This window comes from Streptomyces sp. NPDC058240 (assembly GCF_042882135.1).
GTDB lineage: Bacteria > Actinomycetota > Actinomycetes > Streptomycetales > Streptomycetaceae > Streptomyces.
Genome location: NZ_JBHVWT010000003.1, coordinates 305,936 through 323,915, shown reverse-complemented (window position 1 = coordinate 323,915; position 17,980 = coordinate 305,936). Strand labels below are relative to the sequence as shown.

The 17,980-nt window shown below is 70.9% G+C and carries 19 protein-coding genes and 1 pseudogene; 7 read left to right on the top strand and 13 right to left on the bottom strand.

From position 1 onward, the window contains the following. Positions 1-92: 92 nt before the first annotated feature. From ACFVX4_RS09350 to ACFVX4_RS09335, 4 genes are read left to right on the top strand one after another with little or no spacing between them, the layout of a single operon-like run. Positions 93-1,418, top strand: a complete 1,326-nt coding sequence (locus ACFVX4_RS09350; RefSeq protein ID WP_389973627.1) for an ABC transporter substrate-binding protein — start codon at positions 93-95, stop codon at positions 1,416-1,418. Then, positions 1,418-2,311 (top strand): carbohydrate ABC transporter permease, encoded by an 894-nt coding sequence (locus tag ACFVX4_RS09345; RefSeq protein WP_389973624.1) that lies wholly within the window; start codon positions 1,418-1,420, stop codon positions 2,309-2,311. Before ACFVX4_RS09350 ends, ACFVX4_RS09345 begins: the two co-directional genes overlap by 1 nt. Further along, positions 2,308-3,162, top strand: a complete 855-nt coding sequence (locus tag ACFVX4_RS09340; RefSeq protein WP_266415381.1) for a carbohydrate ABC transporter permease — start codon at positions 2,308-2,310, stop codon at positions 3,160-3,162. The genes ACFVX4_RS09345 and ACFVX4_RS09340 overlap by 4 nt, the downstream gene beginning before the upstream one ends. A gap of 36 nt (positions 3,163-3,198) precedes the next feature. Continuing rightward, positions 3,199-4,227, top strand: coding sequence for a hydroxyacid dehydrogenase (locus ACFVX4_RS09335; protein WP_389973621.1), 1,029 nt, complete (start codon positions 3,199-3,201; stop codon positions 4,225-4,227). A gap of 81 nt (positions 4,228-4,308) precedes the next feature. On the opposite strand, the gene groL is transcribed toward ACFVX4_RS09335, so the two are convergent. Together groL and groES are read right to left on the bottom strand one after the other, a co-directional pair. Next, positions 4,309-5,934: a chaperonin GroEL gene (gene groL / locus ACFVX4_RS09330; RefSeq protein ID WP_389973618.1), complete on the bottom strand. Its 1,626-nt coding sequence runs from the start codon at positions 5,932-5,934 to the stop codon at positions 4,309-4,311. 98 nt (positions 5,935-6,032) lie between these two features. Beyond that, positions 6,033-6,341, bottom strand: coding sequence for a co-chaperone GroES (gene groES / locus ACFVX4_RS09325; protein WP_093540722.1), 309 nt, complete (start codon positions 6,339-6,341; stop codon positions 6,033-6,035). A gap of 317 nt (positions 6,342-6,658) precedes the next feature. On the opposite strand from groES, the gene ACFVX4_RS09320 reads away from it, so the two are divergent. Next, the gene (locus ACFVX4_RS09320; protein WP_389973615.1) at positions 6,659-7,135 is read left to right on the top strand and encodes a DUF6234 family protein; all 477 of its coding nucleotides are present in this window, start codon (positions 6,659-6,661) and stop codon (positions 7,133-7,135) included. A 205-nt stretch (positions 7,136-7,340) separates the two neighbouring features. Here the strand turns inward: ACFVX4_RS09320 and ACFVX4_RS09315 are convergent, their stop codons facing one another. After that, positions 7,341-8,333: a polysaccharide deacetylase family protein gene (locus ACFVX4_RS09315; RefSeq protein ID WP_389973613.1), complete on the bottom strand. Its 993-nt coding sequence runs from the start codon at positions 8,331-8,333 to the stop codon at positions 7,341-7,343. Positions 8,334-8,469: 136 nt separating this feature from the next. Between ACFVX4_RS09315 and ACFVX4_RS09310 the strand changes: the two genes are divergently transcribed. Then, positions 8,470-9,726, top strand: a complete 1,257-nt coding sequence (locus tag ACFVX4_RS09310) for a methyltransferase domain-containing protein (RefSeq protein WP_389973610.1) — start codon at positions 8,470-8,472, stop codon at positions 9,724-9,726. Between the two features lie 15 nt (positions 9,727-9,741). Here the strand turns inward: ACFVX4_RS09310 and ACFVX4_RS09305 are convergent, their stop codons facing one another. From ACFVX4_RS09305 to ACFVX4_RS09280, 6 genes and pseudogenes are all read right to left on the bottom strand, one after another. Beyond that, on the bottom strand, positions 9,742-10,107 hold the full coding sequence (locus ACFVX4_RS09305) for a hypothetical protein (RefSeq protein WP_385325190.1): 366 nt from the start codon (positions 10,105-10,107) through the stop codon (positions 9,742-9,744). Positions 10,108-10,166: 59 nt separating this feature from the next. Further along, entirely contained in the window at positions 10,167-10,832 is a 666-nt protein-coding gene (locus tag ACFVX4_RS09300) for a hypothetical protein (protein ID WP_389974008.1), read from the bottom strand. 44 nt (positions 10,833-10,876) lie between these two features. Beyond that, positions 10,877-11,217, bottom strand: a pseudogene (locus ACFVX4_RS09295) (VOC family protein); the annotation flags it as partial. A 10-nt stretch (positions 11,218-11,227) separates the two neighbouring features. Next, complete coding sequence (locus ACFVX4_RS09290; protein ID WP_389973607.1) at positions 11,228-12,493, bottom strand: RNA polymerase sigma factor; 1,266 nt, start codon at positions 12,491-12,493, stop codon at positions 11,228-11,230. A gap of 76 nt (positions 12,494-12,569) precedes the next feature. After that, positions 12,570-12,935, bottom strand: a complete 366-nt coding sequence (locus ACFVX4_RS09285; protein WP_389973605.1) for a YciI family protein — start codon at positions 12,933-12,935, stop codon at positions 12,570-12,572. Between the two features lie 41 nt (positions 12,936-12,976). Then, a complete protein-coding gene (locus tag ACFVX4_RS09280) occupies positions 12,977-14,509 on the bottom strand; it encodes an MFS transporter (protein WP_389973602.1) in 1,533 nt (510 codons plus the stop codon). A gap of 89 nt (positions 14,510-14,598) precedes the next feature. On the opposite strand from ACFVX4_RS09280, the gene ACFVX4_RS09275 reads away from it, so the two are divergent. Further along, positions 14,599-15,360 carry a TetR/AcrR family transcriptional regulator gene (locus tag ACFVX4_RS09275; RefSeq protein ID WP_389973600.1) on the top strand — a complete coding sequence of 254 codons (762 nt, stop codon included), beginning with the start codon at positions 14,599-14,601 and terminating at the stop codon, positions 15,358-15,360. Positions 15,361-15,397: 37 nt separating this feature from the next. On the opposite strand, the gene ACFVX4_RS09270 is transcribed toward ACFVX4_RS09275, so the two are convergent. From ACFVX4_RS09270 to tsaB, 4 genes are read right to left on the bottom strand one after another with little or no spacing between them, the layout of a single operon-like run. Further along, a complete protein-coding gene (locus ACFVX4_RS09270) occupies positions 15,398-15,676 on the bottom strand; it encodes a hypothetical protein (RefSeq protein ID WP_389973597.1) in 279 nt (92 codons plus the stop codon). Next, positions 15,673-16,779 carry a tRNA (adenosine(37)-N6)-threonylcarbamoyltransferase complex transferase subunit TsaD gene (tsaD, locus tag ACFVX4_RS09265; RefSeq protein ID WP_389973594.1) on the bottom strand — a complete coding sequence of 369 codons (1,107 nt, stop codon included), beginning with the start codon at positions 16,777-16,779 and terminating at the stop codon, positions 15,673-15,675. The genes ACFVX4_RS09270 and tsaD overlap by 4 nt, the downstream gene beginning before the upstream one ends. Further along, positions 16,779-17,282: a ribosomal protein S18-alanine N-acetyltransferase gene (gene rimI, locus ACFVX4_RS09260; protein WP_389973591.1), complete on the bottom strand. Its 504-nt coding sequence runs from the start codon at positions 17,280-17,282 to the stop codon at positions 16,779-16,781. Before rimI ends, tsaD begins: the two co-directional genes overlap by 1 nt. Next, a complete protein-coding gene (tsaB, locus tag ACFVX4_RS09255) occupies positions 17,279-17,926 on the bottom strand; it encodes a tRNA (adenosine(37)-N6)-threonylcarbamoyltransferase complex dimerization subunit type 1 TsaB (protein ID WP_389973588.1) in 648 nt (215 codons plus the stop codon). Before tsaB ends, rimI begins: the two co-directional genes overlap by 4 nt. Positions 17,927-17,980 lie beyond the last annotated feature (54 nt).

Sequence of the window (17,980 nt, the reverse complement as noted above, 5' to 3'; positions counted from 1 at the left end):
CGATCAATCGATCTTTCGCTCTTGACTTCGGTCACAACTGGTCCAAGGATCACGGCCAACGCCAATGTCGCCGCCAGTTCAGGAGCCTCGCTGTGAGCCGCAGTCCGAGCAGAACGTCCCTCGCCGTAGTCGGCACCGCCACCGCCCTCGCCCTCCTCACGGCCTGTGGCGGCAGCGGCGACGATGCCTCCGCCGGAAGCGACGGCAAGCCCGTCAGCATCACCTTCTGGGGCTGGGCCAAGGGGTCCAAGGAGGTCGTTGACGCGTTCAACGCCTCGCACAAGAACATCAAGGTGGTGTACGAGGAGATCCCGTCCGGCAACGCGGGCGGATACGCCAAGATCTCCAACGCGGTGAAGGCGGGCAACGCCCCCGACCTGGTCTCCATCGAGTACCCGCAGCTTCCGGAGTACGTCAGTCAGGGCGCGCTCCAGGACATCGGCCAGTACTTCACCGACGACATCAAGAAGAAGCTGCTGCCGCAGGCGGTCGAGCTGACGACGCTCGGCGGCAAGAACTGGGCCGTTCCGTTCGACGCCTCGCCGCAGTCCTTCTACTACCGCAAGGACCTGTTCGAGAAGTACGGCGTCGAGGTCCCCAAGACCTGGGACGAGTTCCGCAAGGCCGCCGAGAAGATCAAGAAGGCCGACAAGAAGGCCCGGATCGGCACCTTCTTCCCCGATGACCCGACCACGTTCCAGGCGATGGCCTGGCAGGCCGGCGCCCAGTGGTACAAGCCCGAGGGCGACACCTGGAAGGTCAGCACCGCCGACGCGGCCACCAACAAGGTCGCCGACTACTGGCAGGGTCTGCTCGACGACGACCTGATCCGCGCCAACGCCTCGTTCAGCCCCGAGTGGACCAACTCCCTCAAGAACGGCGGCACCGTCGGCTACCTCGGCGCGGCCTGGGGCGCGGGTGTCCTCAAGGGCACGCTGCCCGAGCAGAGCGGCAAGTGGGCCGTCGCCCCGATGCCCAGCTGGGACGGCAAGCCGGCCAGCGGCATGCTCGGCGGCTCCACCTTCGCGGTGACCAGGACCAGCAAGAAGGCCGAGGCCGCGGTCGAGTTCGCCACCTGGATGTCGACCACCGAGGAAGGCATCAGGGCCCGCATCGAGTCCGGTACGTCGAGCGCCTTCCCGGCCGCGGCGGCACTGCGCCCGGTGGCCAAGAAGTCCTTCGACGCCGGCTTCTACGGCGGCGAGGACATCTACCAGGTGTTCGAGGGCGCCGCGACGTCGATCGGCCCGAACTGGAACTGGGGCCCGACGACCGGCACGACGAACACCACCATGAAGGACCAGTTCGGCAAGGTCGCGAGCGGTGGCACCACCATCAAGGACGCCGTGAAGGCCGGGCACGACGCCACGGTCACCGAGCTGAAGAAGCGCGGTCTGAAGGTCGAGGACGCAGGCTGATGAAGCGCGCCCGGACGACCAGAGCCGCCGCCATCCTGCTGGGGCCCTTCTTCGTACTGTTCACCGTGGCCATGGTGGTGCCGATCGGTTACGCGGTCTGGCTCAGCCTGTTCACCGAGAAGCAGTCCGGACTGGGCTTCGGCGGCACCGAGACCGTCTTCAGCGGACTCGACAACTACACGGCGGCCCTGGGCGACCGGGCGTTCCGCGAGGGCTTCGGCGTACTCCTCGGATACTGCCTGTTCTACATTCCGCTGCTGCTCATCGGGGCCCTCGCCCTCGCCCTGCTGCTGGACTCCACGCTGGCCCGCGCCCGCCGGTTCTTCCAGCTCGCGCTCTTCCTGCCGCACGCCGTGCCCGGCATCATCGCCGCGCTGATCTGGGTGTACCTCTACACCCCGCAGCTCAGCCCGGTGGTCAGCGCCATGGAGTCCGGCGGAATCGGCTTCGACTTCTTCTCCCCCGAGGGCGCCCTTCCCTCCATCGTCAACATCGCCCTGTGGGAGTGGCTCGGCTACAACATGGTGATCTTCTATGCCGCGTTGCAGGCCATCGACCGCTCCGTGCTCGAAGCGGCCACGGTCGACGGGGCCGGTGCCTGGCGCACCGCGCTCAGCATCAAGGTCCCGCTGATCCGCTCCTCCCTCGTGATGGTCGCGCTGTTCACGGTCATCGGTTCGCTCCAGCTGTTCACCGAGCCGCTGATCCTCAACAAGGGGACCGGCTCCGCCGTCTCCTCCACCTGGACGCCGAACATGTACGCGTACACCGCGGCCTTCGAGCGCAACGACTACGGTCTCGCCGCGGCCGCCTCCATCCTGCTGGCGCTCACGGCCGCGCTGCTGTCCTTCGTCGTCACCCGCTTCACCGGCCGGAAGGGCAAGAAAGCATGAACTCCCCCGCCTCCCGCGGCCGCTGGATGTCGAAGACCGCCGTCAACGGCTTCCTTCTGCTCGCCGTCGTCTACATGCTCTTCCCCCTAGTCTGGCTGGTCACCGCCGCCACGAAGGACACCGGCGGCCTGCTCGCGGGCAACGCGTTCTCCTTCGAGGGCTTCAACCTCGGTGAGAACCTGTCGAACCTGGCCTCCTACGGCGACGGCATCTACTTCCGCTGGTACCTCAACAGCCTCATGTACGCGGGCGGCGGGGCGATCGTCTGCTCGCTGATCTGCGTCGCCGCGGGATACGCCTTCGACAAGTACGAATTCCGGGGCAAGGAGAAGCTGTTCGGCCTCGTGCTGATGGGTGTGCTGGTGCCCACCACGGCGCTGGCCCTGCCGATGTATCTCCTGGCCTCCAAGACCGGCCTGGTCAACACCTACTGGTCCGTGCTGATCCCGGTGCTGGTCAACCCGTTCGGCGTGTATCTCGCCCGGGTGTTCAGCACCGGCTACATACCGAACGAGGCCCTGGAGGCCGCCCGTATCGACGGGGCCGGCGAGCTGCGCGTCTTCTGGTCCATCGGACTGCGCATGGTCATGCCGGGCTTCGTGACGGTCTTCCTCTTCCAGTTCACCGCGATCTGGAACAACTTCTTCCTCCCCCTCGTGATGCTCTCGGACCGCAAGCTCTTCCCGCTGAGCCTCGGGCTGTACTCCTGGAACACCAACACCCACGGCGAGCCGAGCTTCTATCCGCTCGTCGTCACCGGCTCCCTCCTCGCCGTCATCCCCCTGATCGTCGCCTTCGTCTCGCTGCAGCGGCACTGGAAGGCCGGACTGACCGCCGGCAGCGTCAAGTGACTCTCACCGCGAGCCCTGAGGAGTACGAGTTCCACCATGCCCCACACCACTGACAACCGGCCGACGGCCCTGCTCGCGATGGGGCCCGGCATCGCCGACCGCCTCCTCGCCGACCGCCACCGCACCCGGCTGGCCGCCCTCACCCGCACCGACCCGGACTTCGTCGCCCACGACCTGGCCGACCCGACGCCCGAGGTGGCCGCCGCGCTCGCCGAGGCCGAGGTGCTGTTCACCTGCTGGGGAGCGACGCCGCTCACCGCCGGGGTACTGGCGTCCGCGCCCCGGCTGCGGGCCGTCGTGCACGCCGCGGGTTCCGTGAAGCACCACATCACCGACGCCTGCTGGGAACGCGGCATCGCCGTCGCATCGGCAGCCGGCGCCAACGCCCTGCCGGTCGCCGAATTCACCCTCGCCACGATCCTGTTCGCCGGCAAGCGGGTCCTGCACACCGCGCACCGCTACCGCGATCTGCGCGCCGGCCACGACTGGCTCGCGGAGCTCGACGGGGCCGGCAACTACCGCCGTACGGTCGGCATCGTCGGCGCCTCCCGCATCGGCCGGCGCGTCATCGAGCTGCTGCGCCCCTTCGACCTGGACGTGCTGCTGTACGACCCGTACGTGGACGGCGCGGAGGCGGCGCGGCTCGGGGTACGGCTCACCTCGCTCGACGAGCTCTGCGCGAGCAGCTCCGTCGTCTCGGTGCACGCGCCCCAGCTCCCGGAGACGCACCATCTGATCGGTGCGGCGCAGCTGTCCGCCATGGCGACCGGGACGACGCTGATCAACACGGCGCGGGGCTCGCTGGTCGACGAGGAGGCACTGCTGCCCGAGCTGACGGCCGGCCGGCTGCAAGCGGTGCTGGATGTGACGGACCCCGAACTCCCGCCTGCGCACTCGCCGTTGTACACCCTGCCCAATGTGCTGCTCACCCCGCACGTGGCGGGTTCGCTGGGCGACGAGCTGCACCGGATGGCCGACCAGGCGCTGGACGAGATGGAGCGCTTCGCGGCCGGTCTGCCCTTCGCGGACCCCGTGCACTCCGGGAGTCTGAGCCACTCGGCCTGAAACGCCCGAAGGCCCCCTGTCCCACCGCCGAGCGGTGGGACAGGGGGCCTTCTTCGGCTGTGCGCCCTGAGCGGTCAGGCGTCAGTGCGAGTGACCGTGACCGCCGTGGGCGGCCTCGGCCTCTTCCTCGGCCGGCTTCTCGACGACCAGGGTCTCGGTCGTGAGCAGCAGCGACGCGATGGACGCGGCGTTCTCCAGCGCGGAGCGGGTGACCTTGACCGGGTCGATGACGCCGGCCTTCACCAGGTCGCCGTACTCGCCGGTCGCGGCGTTGAAGCCCTGGCCCTTGTCGAGCTCGGAGACCTTCGAGGTGATGACGTAGCCCTCGAGGCCGGCGTTCTCGGCGATCCAGCGCAGCGGCTCGACGGCGGCGCGGCGCACGACCGCGACACCGGTGGCCTCGTCGCCGGTCTTGCCGAGGTTGCCCTCCAGGACCTTGACGGCGTGGACCAGAGCGGAGCCACCACCGGAGACGATGCCCTCCTCGACCGCGGCGCGGGTCGCGGAGATGGCGTCCTCCAGACGGTGCTTCTTCTCCTTGAGCTCCACCTCGGTGGCGGCACCGACACGGATCACGCACACGCCGCCGGCCAGCTTCGCGAGGCGCTCCTGGAGCTTCTCGCGGTCCCAGTCGGAGTCCGTGGCGTCGATCTCGGCCTTGATCTGGTTGACCCGGCCCTTGACGTCGCCGGGCTCGCCGCCGCCGTCCACGATCGTCGTGTCGTCCTTGGAGACGGTGACGCGGCGGGCGGAGCCCAGCACGTCCAGACCGGCCTGGTCGAGCTTGAGGCCGACCTCTTCGGCGATGACGGTCGCACCGGTGAGGGTGGCGATGTCGCCGAGCATGGCCTTGCGGCGGTCACCGAAGCCCGGGGCCTTCACCGCGACGGCGTTGAAGGTGCCACGGATCTTGTTGACGACGAGGGTCGACAGCGCCTCGCCCTCGACGTCCTCGGCGATGATCAGCAGCGGCTTGGAGCCACCGGCCTGGATGACCTTCTCCAGCAGCGGGAGCAGCTCCTGGATCGAGCCGATCTTGCCCTGGTGGATCAGGATGTACGGGTCGTCGAGGACGGCCTCCATACGCTCCTGGTCGGTCACCATGTACGGGGACAGGTAGCCCTTGTCGAAGGCCATGCCCTCGGTGAAGTCGAGGTCCAGACCGAAGGTGTTGGACTCCTCGACGGTGATGACACCGTCCTTGCCGACCTTGTCCATCGCGTCCGCGATGAGCTCGCCGACCTGGCTGTCCTGCGCGGAGAGCGCGGCCACGGCGGCGATGTCGGACTTGTCGTCGATCGGTCGGGCGGTCGCGAGGAGCTCCTCGGACACGGCCTTGACCGCGGCGTCGATGCCCTTCTTCAGGGCGGCCGGGGAGGCACCGGCGGCGACGTTGCGCAGACCCTCGCGGACGAGCGCCTGGGCGAGCACGGTGGCGGTGGTCGTACCGTCACCCGCGACGTCGTTGGTCTTGGTCGCCACCTCCTTCACCAGCTGGGCACCGAGGTTCTCGTACGGGTCGTCGAGCTCGACCTCGCGCGCGATGGTGACACCGTCGTTGGTGATGGTGGGAGCGCCGAACTTCTTGTCGATGACGACGTTGCGGCCCTTGGGGCCGATCGTCACCTTGACCGTGTCGGCAAGCTTGTTGACGCCGCGCTCAAGGGCGCGACGGGCGTCCTCGTCGAACTTCAGGATCTTCGCCATGGGAGCTGAGCTTTCCTCTCGAACGAACTGCGCCCCCGACCACCCGGCTGGTTATTCGCGGGGGCCAGGGGCGCAGAACAGAAGCAAACGTGGGTGAATTACTTCTCGATGATCGCGAGCACGTCGCGAGCCGAGAGGACGAGGTACTCCTCGCCGTTGTACTTCACCTCGGTGCCGCCGTACTTGCTGTACAGCACGACGTCGCCGGTCTTGACGTCGAGCGGAAGGCGCTCGCCGTTCTCGAAGCGGCCCGGTCCCACGGCCAGGACGACGCCCTCCTGGGGCTTCTCCTTGGCGGTGTCCGGAATGACCAGGCCGGAGGCCGTGGTCTGCTCGGCGTCGAGCGGCTGGACCACAATACGGTCCTCGAGCGGCTTGATCGCAACCTTGGTGCTGGCGGTCGACACGATCCGGTCTCCCCCTTCGGAGATCTCACGGGGTAACAGTCTTGGGGTGGCGACCAGGTCGATCCGTCGTCGCGGGTGCCGGACCTGCCAGTCGCGCAGTACTGCTGGCACTCTCCAGTGGTGAGTGCCAGCACCGAGACTATGACCGGGATTAGCACTCGGTCAAGCGGAGTGCCAATTCGAGCAGTCGTGGCGTCGCCGCCGCGACGCCTGCGCGGCGCCGGACACGACGACCGGGGGGACGGTCCGGACAACAGTCCGGACAACATGGGGACAACGTCCGGACGGACCGGACCGTTCCGTACGACCGTGTGGACATGACCCGCCCCTCTCCGTACCCGCGGCCGGACCCGCGTTCCGGGCGGCGGCCGTACGAATCGCGCGCCGTGAACGGCTGCCTCGATGTGGTGCTCGGGCTGCTGCTCGTTCTCCTGGAGGGGCTGATCTGTGCGGTCGCCGCCATCCGACTGGCTTTTTCGCGAACGGACCTCGACGGCCCGGAGACGACGGGCCCGCCGCCGATGGACTGGACACCCGCCCTCGTCCTCGGCGGGATCGCCGCGGCGGCCGGCCTGTTCGCCGTCGTGCTGATCCGCGCGAACTGGCCCCGGGCGGGGGCGATCCGGCTGATGGCGGCGCTGCTGCTGTGCGTGGTGGCGGTGCTGGTCGGGCACGAGGACTACGGCCGCTCGCACCCGGCGCCCGCGCCCGCCCCCTTGTACGATCCCGGCCGCACCGGCCACCAGTGCCTCAGCGGCGGCGACAACCGCGAGTGCCTGGACTCCGGCGGCTGACGGCACGCGATCACGACCATCGACCCCGGCTCACCGTGATCACCGCGCGCCGTCGGGCCCGCCGCGGGCGTCCGCGGCGGGTGGTTCACCCGCTGCACGGCCTTGCGGCCCAGCCGTTCGATCGGGTCCACCGACTGTGCGCAGCCGGTGGTGGTGAGGAGCGCACCGGCTGCCAGCAGTCCGGCCAGCAGCCGGCGCGCCCTGCTCATACGTAGTCCTCCAGCCGGGCCACCGCGTAGCCCCGGTCCGTGACGGTCTTCATGACCGCCCGGACCAGGTCGGCCATGCTGCCGTCCCATTCCGCACGGCCGCGGAAGTGCGTGAGGATGATGTCGCCCGGGTGCAGGTCCTGGTCCTCCTCGCGCCACTCCATGTGGTCCGGGAACGCCTCGGCGTTCCAGAGGGGCACGGCCTTGATGCCGCAGGACTTCGCGATGCGGAGCGTGTCCCCGTTGTAGTTGCCGTACGGCGGGCGGAAGAGCCTGGGCCGCTTCCCGAACTGCTTCTCGATGATGTCCTGCTCGTCGCAGATCTCGCGCTTCTGCCCGGCGTGCGAGAGGCCCGGCAGATAGGGGTGGTTGAGCGTGTGGTTGTTGAGGGTGACGCCCAGCCGCTGCGCCTCGCCGAAGTACCCGTAGTTGTCGCTCACCTCGTAGTCGCTGAGGAACGCGCTGTACGGGATGTCCAGCTCGTCCATCATCTGCAACAGCTCGGGGTCCTTCTCGGAACCGTCGTCCATCGTCAGGAAGACGACGCGGTCCTTGGTCGGGACGGTGGTGAAGACCGGCGGCAGCGAGTCGTCGCCGCCCTTCACCTCGAAGCCCTCGCGGGTGGTGATGCGCGGCTTCACGGCGGGCGGCCGCGGTGCGATCAGCGGCGGCTTGTCCAGCCCCCACTTCTTGGCGAGCCTCGCCCGCACGGCCGGGCCGAGCTTCGCGTTCTCATGGGCATCGCCGGGTACGCGGGCCCGGCCGGCGCCCTGTCCGGAGCCGCCCGGGTGTCCGGCGGCGGGGTTCGTGCCCGCCTCCGGGCCCGGGTTCCCGGCGGCGGGCCGCTCCCGGTACTCGGCCTCGCCGCCCGCCTGCCCACCGGACCCGGAGGCGCAGCCGGAGCCGACCGCGGCGACCAGGAGCGCAGCCAGGACGGCACATGCGGGCCGGTGCCCGCCGGAGCCCCGCCTCCGTTCGGGACGAGGCATGCCCGATCCACTCCACTTCGTGGTCATTTTTTCCTTTTGCCGTACAAGCTGCATGGCGCCGCATCCTGCCAGCACGTGATCGGCCTCCCGGCCCGACACCTCCACCGGGCCCGCCGGTCTACCCGGCTGGCTCACAATGGGGCGGGTGAACGCTCTCGCCCCGAACGACCCGTCCGCCGCCGACGACCGGTCCGACGCCCCCGACCCGCTCGCCGCCTTCATCGCCCTGCGCACCCCCGAGGGCGCCGCGCTGCTGGACGAGCTGCGGTCGTACGACCCCGCCCAAGAACTCGCCACCGCCACCCGGCTGCGCCGCAGCCACCCGGCCGCCCTGGTGTCGGCGGCGCTGGGACAGGCGCGGCTGCGGCAGCGGGCGGTGGCGAAGTTCGGTGCCGAGGACGCGTACCGGATGTTCTTCACGCCGAACGGCGTCGAGCAGGCGACCCGTACCTCGGTGGCCACCCATCGCGCGCGGCGGTTCGCGGAGGCGGGCGGGGTGCGCGGCGTCGCCGACCTCTGCTGCGGGATCGGCGGCGACGCGATCGCGCTCGCACGGGCGGGCATCTCCGTGCTCGCCGTGGACCGCGACCCGCTGACCGCCGAGGTGGCCCGCGCCAACGCCGCCGCGCTGGGCCTGGACGGTCTGATCGAGGTGCGGTGCGCCGATGTCGCCGACATCGACACCTCGCCCTACGACGCGGTCTTCGTCGACCCGGCCCGGCGCGGCGGCAGGGGCAGGATCTTCGACCCCGAGGCGTACTCGCCGCCGCTCTCCTGGGCGACCGGCGCCGCGCTCGCGGCCCCCCGTGCCGCCCTGAAGATCGCTCCGGGCATCCCGCACGAGGCGATCCCGGCACAGGCGGAGGCCGAGTGGATCTCGGACGGCGGCGATGTGAAGGAGGCGGTGCTCTGGTTCGGCGAGGGCTTCGCGGCCGGTTCGTACCGCGCCACCGTGCTCCCGGACCGGGCCACCCTGTGGTCCGGGGCCCCGCTGCCCGCCCCGCCCGTCGGCCCGGTCGGCCGCTATCTGTACGAGCCGGACGGCGCCGTCATCCGCGCCCATCTGGTCGCCGACATCGTCGCGCGGTGCGAGGGCCGGCTGGTCGACGAGACCATCGCGTACATCACGAGCGACCGGCCGTACGAGTCCCCGTACACCTCCGGGTACGAGATCACCGACCAGCTGCCGTTCAACATGAAGAAGCTGAAGGCGCTGCTGCGGGAGCGGAAGGTGGGCGTCCTGACCGTCAAGAAGCGCGGTTCGGCGGTCGAACCGGAGGAGTTGCGCCGCCGGATGAAGCTCCAGGGGCCGAACTCCGCGACGGTCTTCCTGACCCGGGTGGCCGGAGCACCGACGATGCTGATCGGCCACCCGCTGACCGGCCCGGCCTGACCGGCCCGGCGGCCGTCAGGCGAGGTCGGTCAGATCGTCCGCGTACACCTGCGAGAGCGGCTGAGGGCCCACGTACTGCTGGCAGTTGCACTGCCCGGACTCGAAGCGGACCGGCTTCTTGGTCTCGTCCCAGGCCGTCGGCACCTCGATCCGCTCATGGCACTTGCCCTGCTTGTCGTGTTTGGCGAGATGGTGCGTGCAGCCGCAGACCGGCTCCGGCGGCCTGTTCGCCGCGTCGAGGGCCAGCCGCTCCCGCTTGGACGCCTCAAGCAGTTCCAGCTTGCGGTCGTGCCGATTGCGCAGCGCCGTACGGACGTTGTCGACGGCCCATCCGAAGCCGCCCGTCCAGAAGATGATGAGCACCCACCAGTACCACTCCATGTCGGCCTCCCCCTGTTCCCCCTGTGCGACTCACCGGTCCCGTCAGGATAGGTCCGCGGTCAGCGGTGGGCACCGCCCCCGACGGAGATCAGCGGCTCCGGAGCGGGCGCTCCGATCAGTACCCGCTGCACCCAGCGACGGTGGGCGAACGCCTTGACGACGCCGATCAGTCCGACGAGCCAGGCGACCAGCCCGAGCCCCATGAACAGGGCGACCAGGCTGAAGCTGTCCCTTTCCGCGGTGGCGGCCGCCGGGACGACGAAGCAGGTGACCAGCCCGACCGCGCACAGCACGAAGGACATCACCAGCCAGGCGGTGCCGGCGCCCGGCATCCGCAGCGCCGCGTCGCGTGCCGGATCGCGGTCCAACCCGCCCCAGGCGTCGAGCAGTCGGCGGATCCTGCGGTCGCGGCGCAGGCCGACGACGACGAGGACGACCGCCGGCACCATGCAGGCGACACCCATGGCGGCGATGATCACACCGATCCCGGCACTGATGACGTCGTACGACTCCTCGAAGGTCATGAGCGCGGTGCCCACCAGGAGCCAGCCGAACGCGCAGAGCGCGCCCCACAGCCACAGCACCGCCAGCCGCCCCGGTGCGACATGGGCCCTCACCAGTGCCCCGAGCACCGCGGCCCGGTCGGCGAGCATGGCCTCCCGGTCGGGCCAGGAACGTATTTCCACGGGCGGTGGTGGCGGTGGCAGTTGTGCTCGGCGAGGCATGGGCATGGGCATGGGCATGACCCTACCGACCGTGCGGGGCCGGTTCAGGCGTTGCGCAGTGCCTCGATGTCCAGCTTCCGCATGCCCAGCATCGCCTTCATGGCCCGCTCCGCCTTGGCCGGGTCCGGGTCGGACAGCGCCTCGTCGAAGCCGTGGGGCACGAGCTGCCAGGACAGGCCGTACTTGTCCTTGAGCCAGCCGCACTGCCCCCCTCGCCCTCGGCGGTGAACTCGGCCCACAGGGTGTCCAGCTCCTCCTGCGTGGCGCAGTCCACAGAGAGCGAGATCGCCTCGGTGAAGGGGAACTGCGGGCCGCCGTTGAGCGCGATGTACTCCTGGCCGGCCAGCCGGAACCGGACGGTCATGACCGATCCCGTCCCGCCCGGCGGCCGGAACTCATCGGCCGCCGCGGTCCGGATGCCCGGCGCGGTCCAGGAGCATCGCCCGTTCCCGTTCGTTGCGGGTCAGCCCGGCCGCCCGTACGAACTCCGCCCGCGCCTCGTCCGTACGCCCCGTCCTGGCCAGCAGGTCCCCGCGGACGCTGGGCAGCAGGTGGTAGTCCTTGAGCGCCGGGTCGTCCGCCAGCGCGTCGGCCAGGGCGAGGCCGGCTTCCGGGCCCCGCGCCATCGAGACCGCCACGGCCCGGTTCAGTTCGACGACCGGGGACGGCGTGATCACGGCGAGGCGGTCGTAGAGGGCGGAGATGGTGGTCCAGTCGGTGTCCTCGTACGTCACCGCCCGCGCGTGGCACGCGGCGATGGCGGCCTGCACGGTGTACGGGCCGAGCCCGGCGCCCTCCTCGGTCGCCGCCACGGCCCGCTCCAGGGCGGCGATTCCGCGCCGGATCAGCAGGCGGTCCCAGCGGGCCCGGTTCTGGTCGGCGAGCAGCACCGGCGCACCGTCCGGCCCGGTCCTGGCGGCGGTGCGCGAGGCCTGGAGCTCCAGCAGTGCGGCCAGTCCGTGGACCTCGGGCTCCTGCTCCATCAGGCCGGCGAGCACCCGGGCCAGCCGCAGCGCGTCCTCGCAGAGCGCCGGGCGCAGCCAGTCGTCGCCCGCGGTCGCCGCGTATCCCTCGTTGAAGATCAGGTAGATCACTTCGAGCACGGAACCGAGGCGGGCGGCGCGCTCCGGTCCGTCGGGCACCTCGAAGGGGATGCCCTCGCGGCCCAGGGTCCGTTTCGCCCGGACGATGCGCTGGGCGACGGTCGGTTCGGGAGCCAGGAACGCGCGGGCGATCTCGTCGGTGGTGAGGCCGCCGAGCAGCCGCAGGGTGAGGGCGATCCGGGCCCCGGTGGAGAGCACCGGATGGCAGGCGGTGAAGATCAGCCGGAGCAGATCGTCGTCGATGTCGTCCGCCTCGGCCGGCTCGGGCGGCGGCACGTCCTCCAGGGCCCGCCCCACCTCGGCCAGCTTGCGCGCGTACGTCTCCTTGCGGCGTACGAGATCGATCGCGCGGTGTCTGGCGGTGGCCATGAGCCAGGCGCCCGGCCGGTCCGGGACACCTGACTCCGGCCACTGTTCCAGTGCGGCCACCAGGGCGTCCTGCGCGAGTTCCTCGGCGATGCCCACGTCCCGCACGATGCGGGTGACACCCGCGATGATCCGCGCGGACTCGATCCTGAAGACCGCTTCGACCGCCGCTGTCGTACTTGCTGCCGTCACGGTCACTCATCACAGCAGCCGTGCCGGGTCGCGGCAAGCGGGGCCGGTCAGAGCCTGTCGGTCACCCGACAGGCTCTCAGGGACCCTGGGTGGCCTCGTCGATCTGGCGGACCTCGGAGGTCACGGTCCAGTTCTCCGGGTGGGACTGCAGGAACCGCCTGGTCCATTCCAGGGCCTCCTCCTTGTCCTTGACCTGGAGAATGGCGTAGCCGCCGACGACCTCCTTGGTCTCGGTGAAGGGCCCGTCGGTGTGGCTGAGCTTCCCGCCGGACCAGGTGACCCTGGTCCCCTGGGAGGTCGGGGTGAGCCCGGCCGTCTCCAGCATGACGCCGGCCTTGGTGATCTCCTCGAACAGGGCGCCCATGCGCTTCTCGAACTCGGGGTCCGGGGCGTCGAAGGGGTTCTGCTCGTCGATGCGGATCAGCGACATGAAGCGCGGCATGGTGACTCCTAGGTCTGATGGGCGGGGGCTTTCCCCGCCTCTCACCCCTGCGTCGAACGGGACCCGGCCGGATCGACAGTTCCCCGGAGATTCTTCTGAGAATTTTCCGGCCCGGCCACCGGAGCGGTCTCCGGGATGGTCTCCGGAGCCCCCGCCGCAGCCGTCCGCCCGCGTCCCGGGAGCAGCACCAGGGCCACCAGCGCCGCGACCGCGAGCAGCCCGGCGCAGACCCAGAACGCCGCCGAGTACCCGGCCGCCAGGTCGGCCGGACGACCCCCGTCACCGGTGACCCGGGCGGCGACGGTGACCAGGACGGCGAGCCCCAGCGAGCCGCCCACCTGACGGGCGCTGTTCAGCAGCCCGGAGGCCATGCCCGCCTCGTCGGGCGCCACATCGGTCGTGGCCGCCGTGCCGAGCGGTACGAAGCACATCCCGATGCCGATGCTGCAGACCAGGGACGGGCCGAGGATCGAGTGGAGGAAGCCGCCGTCGGCCCGCGCCGTCGCCGCGAATCCGGCCAGGCCGAGCGCGGCCAGGAAGCCGCCGAGTGCCAGCAGCCGTCCGGTGCCGAGCGACGCGACCGTACGGGTGGCGACGATCGAACCGGCGACGACGCCCGCCGAGAACGGCAGGAAGGCGATACCGGCGGCGGTCGGCCCGTAGTCGAGCACCTGCTGCATGTAGAGCGAGACGAAGTAGAACGCGGCGAACTGCCCGGAGCTCAGCAGCAGGCAGAAGAGATTCGCGGTCAGGACCGGCCGCCCCGTCAGCAGACCGGGACGGAGCAGCGGGGTGCGGGTCCGCAGCTCGACGACGACGAAGGCGATCAGCAGCAGTACGGCGGCGCCGAGCGTGCCCAGCGTCCGGGCCGACCCCCATGCGTCGGTCGATGTGCGTACGAGTCCGAGGACCAGCAGCGTCGTGCCCGCGGTGGCCAGCAGCGCTCCCGCCACGTCGAGCCGGGCACCGGTCCGGGCCGCGCCGCCCCGCAGTCCGCTGCGTACGGCCCCCACCAGCGCGAACCCCACGATCGGCACATTCACCAGCATGACCGCGCGCCAGCCCGCCGCATCGGTGAGCACCCCGCCCGCGAGCACGCCGACCGCGCCGCCCGCCGCACCCGCCATGCCCCACAGCCCCAGGGCGCGGGAACGAGCGGGCCCGGCCGGGAAGGCCAGGGCGATCAGGGCGAAGGCGACCGGTGCGAGCGCGGCGCCACCGATCCCCTGCACCGCCCGCGCGGCGATCAGCCCGCCGGGCGACCAGGCGAGCCCGCCGGCCAGGCTCGCCACGCCGAACAGCACCAGGCCCGCTGTCAGGATCAGACGGCTGCCGAGCAGATCGGCGAGCCGCCCGCCGAGCATCAGCAGCCCGCCGAAGGCCAGCGCGTAGGCGTTCACCACCCACAGCAGCCCCTGGGGCGTGAAGCCGAGATCACTGCGCATGTCCGGCAGTGCGACGTTCACCACCGACATGTCCAACGCCACCATGAACTGCACGGTGAGAGCCACCACCAGCAGCCAACGTGTGTGCCGTGACTGTTCGTCCACGACGTTCCCTTCCCTCGCGGTCATCCGGTCGAACCATTACTATACGCGTATAGAAATTAGTGGCGAGGGGGCCCGGGACGGAGCGGGAACAGCGGAACGGGGACAATGCCCGGGTGTCAGGGACAGAGAAGAAGCAGGTGCCGACGGAGAGACAGGTGCCGCCGGAGAAGCAGGCGCCCGCGAAGAAGCAGACACCTTCGAGGAAACAGGCACCGGCGAAACGATCCGTCGGGCGGCCGCGCCGGCTCGATCCGGACGCGATGGTCGCCACCGCGCGCCGCATCATCGAGGAAGAGGGCGTGGACGCCCTGAGCATGCGGCGGGTGGCGAAGGAGCTCGGCTCCACGCCGATGGCGCTCTACCACTACGTGCAGGACAAGGACGAGCTGCTGATGCTCACCCTGTCGGGCACCGCCGCCGCCTTCCCGCGCCCCGAGCTGCCCGAGGATCCGCACGAGCGGCTGCTCGCCGTGGCCGTGCACATGCACGACATCCTGGGCCGGCTCCCGTGGGTGCTGGACATCCTGGCGCTGGGCGAACTGACCGACCGGAACGCGCTCTGGATGGTCGAGGAGATCATCGACTCGGCGCTCGCCTGCGGCCTCTCCCCCGCCCAGGCGGTACGCGCGTACCGGACGATCTGGAGTTACGTCTACGGCGACCTGGTCTTCCGCCGGGCGGCCGAACGCCGCGCGCAGAACCCGCCGGGCAGGCGCTACTTCCCCGAGATGATGACCGAGGAGGACGCGGCGACGCTGCCCCGGCTCACCGCGATCAAGGACGAGTGGCGCGCGTACGCCGCCGACTACGAGGTGGCGGACGAACTCGACGCGATCATCCGGGGGCTGATCGACCGGGGAACCGCCGGCGGCTGAGGGACCGGCCGGGGAGCCCACCCCGGCCGAGGGCCGGTCAGCCGGCGGCGGGTCCGGCGTCCCCCAGGGACTCGAAGCGCCAGCGGTGCACCGGGCGGGTGATCAACTCGGCGTCGGGTTCGGGGAGTTCGGGCAGCTCGTCGCCGTACGCGCCCGCCCACCAGGTGATGACCAGGACCCGGTCCTGCGGGGCGCGCAGCAGCTCGCGGCGGAGCGGCTCACGGGCCAGCTCGGCCGAACGGGCCCGCGCCCACTCCAGGAGTTCGGCGCCCCGGCCGGCCACGGCACGGGCCTCCCACATGAGGGCTACGGTCATGAGTAGAGGTTGTCCTTGCTGATCTCGTGGACGTGGTCGTGATCGTGATCGTGCGCATGGGCGCCGGGCACATGGGGGTCGGTCACCGGCAGCGAGGAGTCCGCGGACAGCTCCAGGTCCGAGGCCGGCCGGCCCCGGGCGACCATCTCCGCGCCCAGCGCCGCGACCATCGCACCGTTGTCCGTGCACAGCCCGGGGCGCGGCACCCGCAGCCGGATGCCGGCCCGCTCGCACCGTTCCTCGGCCAGCGCCCGCAACCGCGAGTTGGCCGCGACACCGCCGCCGATCATCAGGTGGTCGACGCCCTCGTCCTTGCAGGCCCGGACGGCCTTGCGGGTGAGCACGTCCACCACGGCCTCCTGGAAGGACGCCGCCACGTCCCGTACCGGCACCTCCTCGCCCGCCGCGCGCTTGGCCTCGATCCAGCGGGCCACCGAGGTCTTCAGGCCGGAGAAGGAGAAGTCGTAGGCGGGGTCGCGCGAGCCGGTCAGACCGCGCGGGAACGCGATCGCCTTCGGGTCGCCCTCCTTCGCCAGCCGGTCGATGACCGGGCCGCCGGGGAAGCCGAGGTTCAGCACCCGGGCGATCTTGTCGAAGGCCTCGCCCGCCGCGTCGTCGATGGTCGCGCCCAGCGGCCGTACGTCATTGGTGATGTCCGGCGCGAGCAGCAGCGAGGAGTGCCCGCCGCTGACCAGCAGCGCCATCGTCGGCTCGGGCAGCGGGCCGTGCTCCAGCTGGTCCACGCAGATGTGCGAGGCGAGGTGGTTCACCCCGTAGAGCGGCTTGTTCAGCGCGTACGCGTACGCCTTCGCCGCCGAGACGCCGACGAGCAGCGCGCCCGCGAGCCCGGGGCCGGCGGTGACGGAGATGCCGTCGAGGTCGCGGGCGCTGATCCCGGCCTCCTTCAGGGCCCGCTCGATGGTGGGGACCATCGCCTCCAGATGCGCGCGGGAGGCGATCTCCGGGACGACGCCGCCGAAGCGGGCGTGCGTGTCGACGCTGGACGCGACGGCGTCGGCGAGCAGCGTCGTACCCCGGACGATGCCGACGCCGGTCTCGTCGCAGGAGGTCTCGATGCCGAGTACGAGCGGTTCGTCAGCCATCAGTCAGTCTCTGTTTCTTGTACGTGTTCTTGTACGTGGAGGCGCATGACGAGTGCGTCGATGTTGCCCGGCTGGTAGTAGCCGCGGCGGAAGCCGATCGGCTCGAAGCCGAAGCGTTCGTAGAGCTTCTGGGCCCGGGTGTTGTCGACGCGGACTTCGAGGAGCACCTCGGCGCACTCGAAGGCCGTGGCGTGCTTCAGCAAGTCGGTGAGGAGTTCGGAGCCGAGGCCGCCGCCCCAGTGGTCGCGGGTGACCCCGATCGTCTGCACGTCGGCGAGGTCACCGGCCGCGGCGAGGCCCGCGTAGCCGACGATCCGGCCGGTGACGGGGTCCTCGGCGACGGCATAGCGGCGGGTGGCCCGCGGGCCGCGGGAGTGCGCCAGCTCGGACCAGAACATGCCGGCCGACCAGGCGTCGTCCGGGAACAGCTCGCCTTCGAGCTCCAGCACCGGGTCGATGTCCCACCAGCGCATCTCGCGCAGAACGGCAGTCGTGGTCGTCACTTCGGAGTGACCACCTTGTAGTTCTTCGGCACCTGGGCGTCGGGCCTGCGGAGGTAGAGCGGCTGCGGCGGCAGCAGCTCCGCGCCCGCGGCGAGCCGCTCGGCGGCGAGGGCGGCCAGCGCTCCGGCGCTGACGTGCTCGGGCTCCCGGGCGTCCGGGAACGCCTCGGGGTAGAGCACCGCGCCCGCGCCGACGACGGGGAGTCCGGCGAGCTGTTCGGCGATGTCGGCGGGCCGGTCGACGGCGGGCTCGGTGACCCGGGTGCGCGGGTCGTCGTACCGCGCCCAGTAGACCTCCTTGCGGCGGGCGTCCGTCGCGACGGCGAACGGGCCCTCAAGACCGGCCCGGCCCGCGGCGTACGCGAGACCGTCCAGGGTGCACAGCCCGTGCACGGGTACGGAGAGGGCGGAGCCGAAGGTCGCGGCGGTGACCAGGCCGACCCGGAGCCCGGTGTACGGTCCGGGGCCGACGCCGACGACCACGTCCGTCACGGCGTCGAGTTTCACACCGGCCTCGGCGAGGACCCGGTCGACGGCGGGCAGCAGCAGCTCCCCGTGCCTTCGGGCGTCGACCTGTCCGGACTCGGCGACGACGGAGGTCCCGTCATGAAGGGCGACGGTGACGGCGGGGGTTGCGGTATCCACGGCGAGCAAGAGCACGCAAACAGCCTACGGCTCCGCCGACGGAGGCACGGCGCC

Coding starts and splice junctions, on each gene's coding strand:
- ACFVX4_RS09345 (WP_389973624.1), top strand. CDS start 1,418: ATGAAGCGCGCCCGGACGACCAGAGCCGCCGCCATCCTGCTGGGGCCC.
- ACFVX4_RS09340 (WP_266415381.1), top strand. CDS start 2,308: ATGAACTCCCCCGCCTCCCGCGGCCGCTGGATGTCGAAGACCGCCGTC.
- ACFVX4_RS09335 (WP_389973621.1), top strand. CDS start 3,199: ATGCCCCACACCACTGACAACCGGCCGACGGCCCTGCTCGCGATGGGG.
- groL (WP_389973618.1), bottom strand. CDS start 5,934: ATGGCGAAGATCCTGAAGTTCGACGAGGACGCCCGTCGCGCCCTTGAG.
- ACFVX4_RS09320 (WP_389973615.1), top strand. CDS start 6,659: ATGACCCGCCCCTCTCCGTACCCGCGGCCGGACCCGCGTTCCGGGCGG.
- ACFVX4_RS09315 (WP_389973613.1), bottom strand. CDS start 8,333: ATGCCTCGTCCCGAACGGAGGCGGGGCTCCGGCGGGCACCGGCCCGCA.
- ACFVX4_RS09310 (WP_389973610.1), top strand. CDS start 8,470: ATGGGGCGGGTGAACGCTCTCGCCCCGAACGACCCGTCCGCCGCCGAC.
- ACFVX4_RS09305 (WP_385325190.1), bottom strand. CDS start 10,107: ATGGAGTGGTACTGGTGGGTGCTCATCATCTTCTGGACGGGCGGCTTC.
- ACFVX4_RS09300 (WP_389974008.1), bottom strand. CDS start 10,832: ATGCCTCGCCGAGCACAACTGCCACCGCCACCACCGCCCGTGGAAATA.
- ACFVX4_RS09285 (WP_389973605.1), bottom strand. CDS start 12,935: ATGCCGCGCTTCATGTCGCTGATCCGCATCGACGAGCAGAACCCCTTC.
- ACFVX4_RS09280 (WP_389973602.1), bottom strand. CDS start 14,509: ATGACCGCGAGGGAAGGGAACGTCGTGGACGAACAGTCACGGCACACA.
- ACFVX4_RS09270 (WP_389973597.1), bottom strand. CDS start 15,676: ATGACCGTAGCCCTCATGTGGGAGGCCCGTGCCGTGGCCGGCCGGGGC.
- tsaD (WP_389973594.1), bottom strand. CDS start 16,779: ATGGCTGACGAACCGCTCGTACTCGGCATCGAGACCTCCTGCGACGAG.